The sequence below is a fragment of the Mammaliicoccus fleurettii genome (genome assembly GCF_003970575.1).
Classification (GTDB): Bacteria; Bacillota; Bacilli; order Staphylococcales; family Staphylococcaceae; genus Mammaliicoccus; species Mammaliicoccus fleurettii.
In genome coordinates, this window is sequence record NZ_RXWZ01000215.1 from 1 (window position 1) to 13,746 (window position 13,746).

A 13,746-nucleotide genomic window follows, 5' to 3' on the forward strand; every position below is an offset into this window, starting at 1 on the left:
ATTTTTTATTAAGGATTGTTCTATTTCTTTTATATCTTCTAGTTCATATCGATTAGATAAATGTGTGAACAATCCTTTTTTAACGTTTTCATCTCTCATTAATTGAAATACATCATCAATATGACTATGAAAATAAGAATTAGCTAAATTTTTATCGCCTTCTATATATGTCGTTTCATGCACTATTACGTCTGCATCTTTAGCTAGAATTAGTTCATTTTGACAAGGCATAGTATCTCCAAATATCGTGATAACTTTACCTTTCTTCTTTGGTCCCTTGAAATCTTTTGATTGATAAGTTTGATTATTATATTCGAATGTTTCATTAGCTTTAACTTCTTGATATTTTGGGCCAGGTTCAATACCTAAAGCCTTAAGCTTTTCTACATCTAATTTACCTTCTATGTCTGGTGCTGTAATTCTATAACCAACAGATAAAATACCATGCTTTAAAGGCAAAGCTTGAATATGAAAACTATCTACATTTAATTCAGTTTCTGTATTAAACTCATTTACTGTAATTTGATAATTTAAATTTGATTGTGATATTTCTAGAGCCGTATGAATAAATTTTGCAATTCCTTTTGGCCCTATTATCGTTAACGGTTTATCTTTACCACCTTGGAAGGAACGACTCGTTAATAATCCAGGTAATCCAAATATATGATCACCATGTAAGTGCGTTATAAATATGTGACTTACCTTACCCAGCTTTATGCCTGTATGCAATATTCTGTGCTGAGTTGCTTCTCCTACATCAAATAACCAAATTTGATTTTCATGTGGAAGGCAATTAAAGGCAATAGATTGTGTATTTCTTTCTTTAGTCGGCAGTCCGGCACTTGTGCCTAAAAATGTTAGTTCCATTGTCTTCCTCCTTACGAAATTATTATAACATGTTCTTAACTGTGATTTATAAAAATACATAAATAAACCTGTTATTATACAAATTACTGAATAAATTGAAAATTAACAGTTTAAATTGAAGAATATCAATTAGTAACATGTTATAATAAATGATATTGTAAAAAGCAACAAAGTTAGAGAATCGAGGTAAATAAATGACAACCGAAACTAAAAATATCCCATGTTTAATTACAATATTTGGGGCAACAGGTGATTTAAGTCATCGTAAATTATTCCCATCTATTTTTCATTTATATCAACAAAACCAACTAGATGACCACATTGCAATTATTGGTGTTGGACGAAGAGATTGGTCTACTGAAAAATTCAGAAATGAAATTAAAATTTCAGTAGAAAAGCATGTTCAAGATACAGATAAATTAGATGTATTTATGGAACATGTATTTTATCAATCACATGATGTGAGTGACCCTTCTAGTTATGAAGCGTTATTAACTTTTTCAAATGAATTAAATTCTAAATATCAATTAGAAGGCAATAGATTATTTTATCTAGCTATGGCACCTCAATTTTTCGGAACTGTAACCGACTTCTTAAAATCATCTGGCTTAACTGAGACTGATGGTTTTAAAAGATTAATTATAGAAAAACCTTTTGGTACTGATTTAGCATCTGCAGAAGAATTAAATATACAAATAAGACGTTCATTTAAAGAAGAAGAAATATATAGAATAGACCACTACTTAGGCAAAGATATGGTTCAGAACATTGAAGTGTTAAGATTTGCTAATGCTATGTTTGAACCATTATGGAATAATAAATACATTTCAAACGTACAAGTAACTTCATCTGAAATTTTAGGTGTCGAAGATCGTGGAGGCTATTATGAAAATAGTGGCGCACTTAAAGATATGTTCCAAAATCACATGTTACAAATGGTAGCTTTATTAGCAATGGAACCCCCTATTAGTTTAAATAGTGAAGACGTTAGAAATGAAAAAGTAAAAGTTTTACGTTCTATAAGACCTCTAAATGAATCAGAAGTAAAACAAAACTTTGTTAGAGGACAATATGACAAAGGTCAAATTGATGGAGAACAAGTTAAAAGTTATAGAGAAGAAGAGAAAGTGGCAGATGATTCTAACACTCCTACTTTCGTTGCAGGTAAATTATTAATCGATAACTTTAGATGGGCTGGCGTACCATTCTTTATTAGAACTGGTAAAAGAATGAAGAAAAAAGGTATTCAAGTTATTGTTGAATTTAAAGAAGTACCTATGAACTTATATTATGACCGTGATTCAGAATTAGAATCAAATTTATTAGTTATCAACATACAACCTAATGAAGGTTTATCATTACATTTAAATGCTAAAAAACAAGTTCAAGGCATTGAAACTGAACCAGTACAATTATCATATTCAATGAGTGCTCAAGATAAAATGAACACTGTCGATGCATATGAGAATCTAATATTTGATTGTCTTAAAGGTGATGCTACCAACTTCACTCATTGGGAAGAACTAAAAGCTACATGGAAATATGTAGATGTAATACAAAATGTGTGGGACAATGATAAAGCACCATTCCCAAATTATAGAGCTGGCACTAATGGACCAATAAAAAGTCAGCTATTATTGTCTATTGATGGATTTAAATGGTGGGACGATATTAACTAATCTTTCTACCAACAGGAGTGACTGAACATTGGAAGTAATTAAAGTTTTACAGAGAGCGATTGTGTACATAGAAGACCATTTACTGAGCAATATTGATTTGCAAACTTTAAGTGAACATGTAGACCAATCACCATTTCATTTGAATCAAACATTTACAATGGTGATTGGTATGACACCTATTGAATATCAAAATGCGAGAAAAATGACAGAAGCGGCTTTTGATATTCTTAGCGGTCACTCAAGAATACTAGATATTGCACTTAAGTATGGCTATAAAGACGCTAACGCTTTCGCACATGATTATAATGAATATCATGGTATAAGTCCTTTACAAACAAAGACACATCAATCTATGTTAAAAATCAAAAAACGTGTATCTATAAAGTTAACAGCAACTGAGACGGAACCTTTAAATTATTCATTACAGTATAAAGATGATTTAAAATTAGTTGGCAAGAATCATCATTATCATTCAAACGAACTAGATAATCATTTTTTAATACCTGATTTATTAGAAATGTTATTAGAAAATAAATATATCGAAGATTTCATTAAATATAATGATGTAAAACCCCATCAATTATTTATTGTTAGAAGACCACTTATAGATGGACTAGAAGTATTTGTGGGTGTTCCTAGTGATCGCTACCCAGGTCATTTAGATAATTATTATTTACCTGGACATCACTTCGCAACATTTAATTTACAAGGTGAATTAGATTTTGTAGTAAGTGAAGCTTGGCACCATATTGAAAATCAATGGCAACTTAAAATGCCCTATTTGCATGATGACTTTTACGTAGAAGTGTACCCATTAGATGTTAACTTTAATCAGGAAATATCAAAAGTACAACTATGGGTTCCAATCGATCATAAAAGATTGAATTAATCAAAATGATAAGTGAAAGCACTTCGTTAATTTAGTTTTTATTATTAATTAAATTATTCGAAAGTGCTTTTTTGTATAAAAATAATTATTTATCACGATTTTGTAGTGCTGACGCCTGAGGGAATAGTATGCGTGAGAGACTACAGGCTCGAACCATACCCTAGGCAAGCATGCACGTATAAAATCGTAGTATTTTATAAAAAATAAGCATATCACTGTAAACTTTAAAAAATCAGTTTAGTGATATGCTTATTTATTTTGAGTTAGGAAATATGTTCCAAACTCTATTTATTTAGTCCACTCAGTGTGGAAAATACCTTCTTTATCTTTACGCTCATAAGTATGTGCACCAAAGTAATCACGTTGTGCTTGAATTAAGTTGGCTGGTAAATCTTCTGATCTATAACTATCGAAATAGTTTATAGCTGAAGAGAAACCTGGTGTTGCAATACCAGCTTTTATAGCTGTTGCTGACACTTCTCTTAATGAACCTTGATATTTAGCAACAATATCATTGAAGTATGGATCTAATAATAAGTTTGTTAAATCTTTATCATTATCATAAGCTTCTTTGATTTTTTGTAAGAATTGAGCACGAATGATACAACCTTCTCTCCAAATCATAGCTAATTCGCCTAATTTCAAGTCCCAGTTATTTGTTTCACTCGCAGTTTTCATTTGAGCAAACCCTTGAGCATAACCACAAATTTTACTCATATAAAGTGCTTGTCTGATTTGTTCTAAGAATGCCTCTTTATCTCCATCGAATTCTGTAACTTCTGGATTAAATGCAGTGCTTGCTTTAACTCTTTCATCTTTAAATGATGAAATAAATCTAGCAAATACTGATTCAGTAATAATAGTCAATGGAATTCCTAATTCTAAAGCATTAATTGAAGTCCATTTACCAGTACCTTTTTGTCCAGCTTTATCCATAATTTTTTCAACTAATGGTGTTCCATCTTCATCTAATTTGTTAAAGATTTCACCAGTAATTTCGATAAGATAACTTTCTAATTCGCCAGTATTCCATGACTTAAATGTTTCTGCAATTTCTTTATGATCCATGTGTAATACACGTTTCATTAAGTCATAACTTTCTGCAATTAATTGCATATCTGCATATTCAATACCGTTATGCACCATTTTCACATAGTGTCCCGCACCATCTGGTCCAACGTATGTCACACATGGTGATCCGTCAGATGCTTTTGCAGAAATACTTTCTAAAATTGGTGCTACCAAATCATAAGCTTCCTTCTGTCCACCAGGCATGATTGAAGGTCCAGTTAATGCACCTTCTTCTCCACCTGAAACGCCAGTACCGATGAAGTTTATTCCACTCTCGTCTAAGAATTGATTTCTACGAATAGTATCTAAATAGTTCGTGTTTCCACCATCAATAAGAATATCGCCTTTATCTAATAATGGTAATAAGCTATCAATCGTTTTATCTGTTGCTTCACCAGCTTTTACCATAAGTAAAATTTTTCTTGGTTTTTCTAATGAATCTACAAATTCTTCAATAGAATAGTTCGGATGTATATTTTTACCTTTTGATTCTTCAACCATTTGGTCGACTTTTTCTTTAGAACGGTTATATACTGAGACTGAGTAGCCACGTGATTCAATATTCCAAGCCAAGTTTTTACCCATTACAGCTAAACCAACTACGCCTATTTGTTGTGTCATGAAATTAACCTCACTTTTTTTCATTTTCTAGTATATTTTAACATAATTTGAATTGGTTTCGCGTCTTATAGCACCTTAAAATTAAATGAATACGTTTACATTAGTGTTTTTTATGCTAATTCAGATATTGCGACTATTTGCTCTGTAATTTTTTGTAATTCTTCAACTGGCATACGTTCATTTTTAGTATGAATATATTCGTATCCAACACCTAATACTACAGTAGGTATTCCAAATCCACTTATAATATTACCATCTGAACCGCCACCTAATTTTACAAGTTCTGGTTGACGACCTATTTTTTCTGACGCTTTAATAGCTAATTTTACAACTTCATCTTTTTCAGATAAATTAAAGCTTGGGTACATGATTTGTACATTTACTTCAGCAGTACAACCAAATTCTTCTGCTGTTTTTTCAAAAGCTTCTTTCATATGTGATACTTGTTGATTCATTTTTTCGTCATTTAATGATCTAGCTTCTGCAAGTATATATACGTGGTCACTAACGATATTAGTAGCTGTACCACCTTCAAATCTACCAATATTAGCAGTCGTTTCTTCATCAATTCTTCCTAAACTCATATGACTAATAGCTTTAGCAGCAATATTTATTGCAGATACTCCTTTTTCTGGTTCTAATCCAGCATGAGCAGTTTTTCCTTTAATAATTGTTTCAATTTTAGCTTGAGTTGGAGCTGCAACAACTGTTGTTCCAACTTTACCAGGAGCATCAATTGCATAACCAAATTTAGCATTTATGTCTTCAGGGTTTAATGCTTTAGCACCTACTAGTCCTGATTCTTCGCCAACAGTAATGATAAATTCAATATCTCCATGCTTGATGTTGTCATCTTGCATAACTTTGATTGCTTCTAATATCGCTGCCAATCCAGCTTTGTCATCTGATCCTAAGATTGTTTCACCCTTTGAATATATATAACCATCTTCACGTAGTTCCGGTTCAATATTATTCCCAGGAGTTACTGTGTCCATATGGCTTGTAAAATAAATTGGAGTTTTGCTACTATCCTGACCTTTTAATTTACATATTAGGTTTCCTGCCCCATAACCCGTTTCAGTTGCTGAATCATCTTCTTTAACTTCTAAACCTAGTTCAGTAAATTTTTGTTTAAGTAAGTCAGCAATTTTTCTTTCATTTTTAGTTTCAGAATCAACTTTTATTAATTCTAAGAATGTATTAAGTAATCTTTCTTCATTGATCATGATGGTCCCTCATTTCATTTATTTAAATATCACATTAACTAGTGTATAATAGTTAATAAATATATACAAAATTATTGTTCAAAGTGAGGGTTTCCATGCTAAACAAGAAAGTTCGTAAAATAGTCATCATAGTAATGTTAGTAGCAATAGTTGCAGCATTAGTACTATCTGGTGTTTTGCCATTTCTACTATCATAAACTAAAAATAGCGAGATATAATTATCTTTCTAAAAATAAATCACCCAATCCATTGAATTCATTTTCGGATTGGGTGATTTTTTTTAAATATTAACTTATAAACTTACTATTTTTTCAAACTACCAAATTGTGATTTGATTAATAAATATTCCTCAACTTCATTTAATAATTGAATGAGTGCTGCTATACTTTCGAGTTCTTCATGAGTTCTAGGTAAGTCTATAGATTGTAATTTAATTTTTATTTCGTATAAACTATGCAATCTCATTAATGAGTAATCTTTACTTTGAACATTCTGAGAAACATCAAGCATTAATTCACTACATAAATAATGAGCGTGATTACTGTGTTGCATTGATTCAATCAAATTTTTCATGCGTTTCAATAATGAGAGTTGTTCTTGTCTCATATCAAAATAATGATAGTAAGAATTTTCATTTCTAACAAAATGATTTTTAACTTCTCTGAACGCTAATGATTTAGCTTTTTTAATATTTTGAGATACTTGATCAAATGAAGGTGTATTTATTTTTTTGTTAGGGTCTTTTAAGGCTTCACTAAATACAAAAGTAATAATAATAAAGTCATCTTCAATTTTTCTTTTATATTGATTGAGTTTATGATCTAAACTAGGCATAAACATATTCATGATTAATGCAATACCGATACCTATAATTAGTAATAAAATTTCATTTATGATTAAGTGAAAATCAATTGTTTTAGCCATGTATAAATGTAAAATTATAACACAACTCGTTACAATTCCTTCTTGAACGCCTACCATAACTGTGACTGGAATAAATAATAAAACCATTATCCCTAATATTATAGGTGTGCTACCTAAATATGTGAAAAATACAGATCCTATCATTATCGCTATGAAACACGCTATAAAACGATATATAGCTGCTTCAAAAGACTTGATCCTTGTATCTTTAATGCAAAGTACAACGAGAATTGCACTTGAAGCGTAATTATCTAATCCTATTAACTGAGAAAGGATGACAGCTAATGTCATCCCTAAGGCAGTCTTTAAAGTTCTATAACCAATTCTATACGGTTTTATTTGCATAGGAAATTAACCAATCCTTTATAATTCTGCACAATGTTCTTCAAATAATGCTTGAATGTTTGTAATAACACTCATTGGATCATGTCCTTCAATTTCATGTCTTTCAATCATTTTAACAATTTTTCCATCTTTAAGAAATGCAAATGATGGACTTGATGGTGGATAACCTTCAAAGTAATCTCTAGCAGTTTCTGTAGCTTCTTTATCTTGACCAGCGAATACTGTAACTAATTGATCAGGTAATTTATCATAGTGTAGTGCGTGTTGAGCTGCTGGTCTAGCTATACCACCTGCACATCCACAAACTGAATTTACCATCACAAATGTTGTTCCTGGTTTATTAAAAGTTTCTTCAACTTCTTCTTTTGATGTTAATTGTTTGTAACCTGCTGATTCAATCTCATTTCGAGCAGAACTGACTACATCATTCATATATAAATTGAAATCCATTTCCATATAAAAAGCCTCCTGTAATAATAGATAAGTCTATTTTACAGGAGAATTAAAGTTAAAACAATGACAAGCTTTCATTAATATATAGAAGTGTTCTCAACAGTCATGCTTTGTATTCTTTCTTTTACATATTTCAAAAATTCACCAGCCATTAAACCATCTAATATTCTATGATCAATTGATAAAGATAAATTGACCATATCGCGTATGCCAATCATATCATTTACAACGACTGGTCTTTTTACTATTGATTCTACTTGTAAAATAGCTGCTTGAGGGTAATTAATAATTCCCATAGAAGAAACAGATCCAAATGAACCTGTATTATTCACAGTGAAAGTTCCACCTTGCATATCTTGAGAAGTGAGTTGATGTTTTCTACCTCTAGTAGCTAAATCATTTATTTCTTTTGCAATACCTTTAATAGATTTATCATCTGCATTTTTAATAACTGGAACGTATAATTTATCTTCACTTGCAACTGCTATAGAAACGTTTATATCTTTATGAATTTTAATTTCATCATTCGCCCAAGTACTATTAAGCATTGGATATTTTTTTAAACCTTCTGCTACAGCTTTAACAAAAAATGCGAAAAATGTTAAATTATAACCTTCATTTTGCTTGAAGGAAGTTTTATGATGCTGTCTTGTTTTAACAAGATCTGTAGCGTCTACTTCAACCATCATCCAAGCATGTGGAATTTCATTAACACTTTGAACCATTTTATTAGCTATTGCTCTTCTTACGCCATTTATAGGAACAGAATCTCCAGGTATATTTGTACTTTCGTTTGATACGTTTTGGAAACTCGCATTGGATACTTCAGTCGTTTTTTCTTCAACATTTTGTTGAGTGTTAGATACATCAACCGTACCATTTTCAATCGCATTTAAAATATCTTTCTTTGTCACTCTACCTAGGTTGCCAGTACCTTTTACATTCTCTAAATTAATGTTGTTTTCACTTGCTAATTTAAATACAACAGGTGAATATTGACCATTATTTAATTTATTATCTGAATTATTTTTGTTAGCAACATTATCTTCTTGATCAGTTTCTGCTACTTGTAAGCTATCATGAACTACTTCAGAATAACCAACATTTTCATCTGTTGGAATATCGCCTTCTACTTCCATACGACAAATAACAGTCCCAACATCAACAGTTTCGCCTGCTTCGACAACGATTTCTTTAATTGTACCACTATATGTTGAAGGTACTTCAGCTGTAACCTTATCTGTAATCACTTCACATAATGCATCATATTCTTCAATCGTATCTCCGGGTTTAACTAACCATTGTTCGATTGTACCTTCATGAACACTTTCTCCAAGTTTCGGCATCTTTACGTCCATAATTTAACCTCCTAAAATTCAGCTAATGTTCTCATTTTTTGTTCTATTTTCTCTGGATTCATCATAAAGAAGTCTTCCATTGGCGGTGAAAATGGCATAGCTGGTACGTCTGGACCTGCAAGTCTTGCTATTGGCGCATCTAAGTCAAACAAACAGTTTTCAGCTATTATAGCTGAAACTTCACTTATAACACTACCTTCTAAATTGTCTTCTGTAACAACCAATACTTTACCAGTCTTTTTCGCACAATTAATAATAGTTTCTTTATCTAATGGATATATTGAACGTAAATCCACAATTTCAGCATCGATACCTTCTGTTGATAATATTTCAGCTGCTTGAAGTGCATAGTTTACACATAAGCCATACGTAAACACTGTAATATCAGATCCTTCTCGTTTAACATCCGCTTTATCTAATGGCACAGTATAGTATTCTTCAGGTACTTCTTCTTTTAATAATCGATAAGCTTTTTTATGTTCAAAATACAATACAGGATCGTTGTCTTCTATTGATGCAAGTAATAGGCCTTTAGCATCATATGGACTTGATGGAATAACAACTCTTAAACCAGGAGTTGAACAAAATATACTTTCAATACTTTGGGAATGATAAAGCGCACCGTGAATTCCTCCACCAAAAGGACTTCTTATCGTAAGCGGACAATCCCAATCATTATTTGATCTATATCTAATTTTTGCAGCTTCATTAATGATTTGATTAGTCGCTGGAACGATATACTCAGCAAATTGAATTTCTGCTACAGGTCTTTTTCCCATCATAGCCGCTCCAATTGAAGCACCCACAATATTAGATTCTGCTAATGGTGAATCTAACACTCTGCCATTACCGTATTTATTATATAGATTTTTAGTAGCACCAAATACGCCACCTTTAAGGCCAACGTCTTCTCCAATTACAAATACATTATTGTCTTTTTCCATTGCTTGGTCCATTGCTTGATTAATTGCATCAAGATAAGATAACTTAGGCATTTTTTTCGCCTCCTTGATCATATACATGTGTTAAAGCTTCTTCAGGTAGTGGATAAGGTGCTTTTTCAGCATTTTTTGTAGCAGTATTTATTTCCTGTTTAATTTCTTCTTCAATTTGATTAAACCACGCAACATTAGCAACTTCATTTTCAACTAAATATTCTTTGAATTTAATCATACAGTCATTTTCTTTTTCAAGTTTCATTTCATCTGAAGGACGATAATTATCATCATCATCTGATGAGTGAGGCGTCAACCTACTACATAGAGCTTCAATCAAGGTTGGTCCTTCACCATTTATTGCACGCTCTCTTGCACGCTTAACAGCTTCATAAACAGCTATTGGGTCATTACCATCAACTTGTTCTCCAAAAGCACCATAACCTGCTGCTCTTGACGACAGGTCATCTGTCGCATATTGCAAGTGACTTGGTACTGAGATAGCGTATTTATTATTTTCAATGATACAAATATAAGGTAATTTATGGACACCTGCAAAATTCATAGCTTCATGAAAATCACCTTGACTCGTACTACCTTCACCAAGAGTCGCAAGAGCAATACTTTTTTTGCCATCCATTTTTAATGACAAACTTGCTCCAACTGCATGCAGCACTTGTGTAGTAACACATGATCCTTGTGTTAGGATATTTAAATCTTTTTTACTGAAGTGTGAAGGCATTTGCTTACCACCACTTGACGTATCACCTTGTTTTGCAAATGCAGCTAACATAGATTCTTCAGCTGAAATACCACGCGCAGTTACTAGAGCTAAATCTCTATAGTAAGGTGCTAATACATCTTCATCTTTCAAAGCAAAATATGTACCAATTTGAGTTGCTTCTTGACCTTGGCAACTAATGACGAATGGCAATTTACCCGCACGGTTTAGTAACCACATTCTTTCGTCAATTTTTCTTCCTAATAACATCCATTTATAAATTTCTTTTAAGTCTTCATGCGTTAATCCGACAGTCTTATAATCTAACATCTAATCTCTCCTCTTTAGACGTGAATAGCACGATTCTCAGATTTTAGTCCTAATTCCATAAGCACTTCTCCTATAGATGGATGTGCATGTACAGTAGTTGCTAATTCTTCAGTTGAGCCATTCATAAATGTAAATAGAGCTGCTTCATTAATCAATTCTGTTACTTTAGCACCAATCATATGAATACCGAGCACTTTTTCATTTTCAATATCTTTAATTAAAATACATTCACCTAATCCATTGTTCTCAATTACAGATTTGCCAATAGCTTTAAATGGCACTTTAAATTTTTTAAAAGAAATGTTTTCATTTTTAGCATCTTGTTCAGTCATGCCAATTGAAGCCACCTCTGGATTTGTATAAATACATCTAGGTATTGTTAAATAGTCTAACAAAATTGGATTTTGATCGAACATATGTTCAATCGCAATTGTCCCTTCTTTTGTTGCAACGTGGGCTAATTGGTAATTACCAATTACATCTCCAACAGCATAAATATGTTTATCATCAGTTTGATAAACATCATTCGTAATTATATAGCCTTTATCATCAGTTTTTATTTTAGTATTGTTTAAGCTAAGCTCTTCAGTGTTTGGTGTTCTACCAACAGCGACCAATACTTTATCAAAGGTTTCGTTACTATCTTGAATCTGAACTTCAACATGATTATCTTGGACAAGAATATTTTCTTCTGACAATGGCAATTTTTCATATATTTTAATACCATTCTCTTCAAATGAGCGTTTAATTGTCTTACTAATTTCTTGTTGCTCATTAGGAATGATAGAATCACCTGCTTCAATGACAGTAACTTCTACTCCTAAATCATTCAATAATGAAGCAAATTCAAGACCAATTACACCACCACCTATAATTAAAATATTATGAGGTAAACTTTCTAATTGCATCATATCGTCACTAGAAACGACTGTATGATGATTAAATTTTAAAAATGGTAATTCAACAGGTCGAGATCCAGTTGCTATAAGCACATTATTGTTCACAAGAAGTTCTGATTCTCCATTTTCAAACTCAACGGAAACTGTTCCAGCTTGAGGTGAAAACAGTGAAGGTCCTAGTATTGTGCCATTCCCTTCATAAATATCTATTTTATATTTCTTCATCAGGCTTTGAACACCACTGTACATAGTTGAAACTGTTTCATCTTTTTTCGCAACGATATCTGTCATTTCAAAATCTGCTGAAGCTGTTTTTATACCATATTCATTCGAATGGTTAATATATCTTAAAATTTCAGCTGTTTTTAAATACGATTTCGTCGGAATGCAACCTTTATGCAAACATGTCCCACCAATTTTGTATTTCTCTACTATCGCTACTTTTTTTCCAAGTTGAGAAGCACGTATTGCAGATACATAACCTGCAGTTCCTCCACCAAGAATTACTAAATCATATTCTTTAGACATAGTATTACTCCTTATTCATATGACTTGGTACTAATTTTACCGTAAAAGAGGTCCAAAACACCAACATTTAGGGCATGCATTTCTTTTTCACCTTCATATATAGTAACATTTTGTAGCCAAGATACATATTGTTTTACTTTATTTATTATATATTTTGAATAACTTAAGCCACCTGTAATAATAATTTGATCCACTTGACCTTCAAGTACAACTGCACAAGAACCGATTGATTTCGAAATTTGGTAACACATAGCATCTAATACTAATTTCGCTGCTTTATCGCCATTTTCCATTAATTGTTCAACTTTAAGACAATCATTAGTACCAAAGTATGATAATAAGCCAGAATTTTTACTCAGTTCATTATTTGCTTCTATAGAGTTGTAGTCATGGTCAATCGCCCATTTTAATAGCGCATCATTTGGTATAGAACCTGCCCTTTCAGGACTAAGTGGTCCTTCACCTAATAAACCATCATTTACTTCAATAACTCTACCTTTTCTGTGAGCGCCTATACTTATACCACCACCAAGATGAGCTACGATGACATTTATATCTTCGTAATTTTTACCAATTCCATCTGCATATTGTTTAGCAACGGACTTCTGATTTAGTGCATGGAAAATACTTCTTCTTTCAATACCTTTTATTCCAGTTATCCTTGCTTCAGGAATTAATTCATCTACTACAACAGGATCTACAATATAAGAATCTATATTGAGTTCTTGAGATAGTTCATATCCTATAACACCACTTAAATTAGACGCATGAAACCCATATTTAAATGATTTTAAATCATGATACATTATGTTATTTATTAAATAAGTGCCACCTTCTATCGGCTTTAAAACACCGCCTCTACAAGCTATAGCATCTATAGCTTGTAGAGGCGGTGTTGTT

13 protein-coding genes are annotated in these 13,746 nt (G+C 31.9%); 3 read left to right on the top strand and 10 right to left on the bottom strand.

Annotated features, from left to right (window positions below; all coding sequences use genetic code 11):
• A partial coding sequence (rnz, locus tag CD129_RS12525; RefSeq protein WP_126577759.1) for a ribonuclease Z occupies window positions 1-867 on the bottom strand: 867 nt, incomplete at its 3' end.
• 194 nt (window positions 868-1,061) lie between these two features.
• Here rnz and zwf point away from each other — a divergent pair.
• Together zwf and CD129_RS12535 are read left to right on the top strand one after the other, a co-directional pair.
• Window positions 1,062-2,546, top strand: coding sequence for a glucose-6-phosphate dehydrogenase (gene zwf / locus CD129_RS12530; RefSeq protein ID WP_115337410.1), 1,485 nt, complete (start codon window positions 1,062-1,064; stop codon window positions 2,544-2,546).
• Between the two features lie 28 nt (window positions 2,547-2,574).
• Window positions 2,575-3,435 (top strand): effector binding domain-containing protein, encoded by an 861-nt coding sequence (locus tag CD129_RS12535; protein ID WP_115337409.1) that lies wholly within the window; start codon window positions 2,575-2,577, stop codon window positions 3,433-3,435.
• Between the two features lie 288 nt (window positions 3,436-3,723).
• Here the strand turns inward: CD129_RS12535 and gndA are convergent, their stop codons facing one another.
• Both gndA and CD129_RS12545 read right to left on the bottom strand, forming a co-directional pair.
• Window positions 3,724-5,127, bottom strand: coding sequence for an NADP-dependent phosphogluconate dehydrogenase (gene gndA, locus CD129_RS12540; RefSeq protein WP_107509685.1), 1,404 nt, complete (start codon window positions 5,125-5,127; stop codon window positions 3,724-3,726).
• A gap of 110 nt (window positions 5,128-5,237) precedes the next feature.
• Window positions 5,238-6,353, bottom strand: a complete 1,116-nt coding sequence (locus CD129_RS12545) for a M20/M25/M40 family metallo-hydrolase (protein WP_078356594.1) — start codon at window positions 6,351-6,353, stop codon at window positions 5,238-5,240.
• 95 nt (window positions 6,354-6,448) lie between these two features.
• Between CD129_RS12545 and prli42 the strand changes: the two genes are divergently transcribed.
• The gene (gene prli42 / locus CD129_RS13285; RefSeq protein ID WP_157946502.1) at window positions 6,449-6,550 is read left to right on the top strand and encodes a stressosome-associated protein Prli42; all 102 of its coding nucleotides are present in this window, start codon (window positions 6,449-6,451) and stop codon (window positions 6,548-6,550) included.
• A 106-nt stretch (window positions 6,551-6,656) separates the two neighbouring features.
• Here the strand turns inward: prli42 and CD129_RS12550 are convergent, their stop codons facing one another.
• From CD129_RS12550 to buk, 7 genes are all read right to left on the bottom strand, one after another.
• Window positions 6,657-7,622, bottom strand: coding sequence for an aromatic acid exporter family protein (locus CD129_RS12550; RefSeq protein WP_107509684.1), 966 nt, complete (start codon window positions 7,620-7,622; stop codon window positions 6,657-6,659).
• 18 nt (window positions 7,623-7,640) lie between these two features.
• On the bottom strand, window positions 7,641-8,078 hold the full coding sequence (locus CD129_RS12555; RefSeq protein WP_078356592.1) for a BrxA/BrxB family bacilliredoxin: 438 nt from the start codon (window positions 8,076-8,078) through the stop codon (window positions 7,641-7,643).
• Window positions 8,079-8,152: 74 nt separating this feature from the next.
• The gene (locus CD129_RS12560; RefSeq protein WP_115337408.1) at window positions 8,153-9,433 is read right to left on the bottom strand and encodes a dihydrolipoamide acetyltransferase family protein; all 1,281 of its coding nucleotides are present in this window, start codon (window positions 9,431-9,433) and stop codon (window positions 8,153-8,155) included.
• Window positions 9,434-9,444: 11 nt separating this feature from the next.
• Window positions 9,445-10,428 (bottom strand): alpha-ketoacid dehydrogenase subunit beta, encoded by a 984-nt coding sequence (locus CD129_RS12565; protein ID WP_078356590.1) that lies wholly within the window; start codon window positions 10,426-10,428, stop codon window positions 9,445-9,447.
• Window positions 10,421-11,419, bottom strand: a complete 999-nt coding sequence (locus CD129_RS12570) for a thiamine pyrophosphate-dependent dehydrogenase E1 component subunit alpha (protein WP_107509682.1) — start codon at window positions 11,417-11,419, stop codon at window positions 10,421-10,423. Before CD129_RS12570 ends, CD129_RS12565 begins: the two co-directional genes overlap by 8 nt.
• Before the next feature lie 14 nt (window positions 11,420-11,433).
• A complete protein-coding gene (gene lpdA, locus CD129_RS12575; RefSeq protein WP_107509681.1) occupies window positions 11,434-12,846 on the bottom strand; it encodes a dihydrolipoyl dehydrogenase in 1,413 nt (470 codons plus the stop codon).
• An 11-nt stretch (window positions 12,847-12,857) separates the two neighbouring features.
• A partial coding sequence (gene buk, locus CD129_RS12580; protein WP_256681918.1) for a butyrate kinase occupies window positions 12,858-13,746 on the bottom strand: 889 nt, incomplete at its 5' end.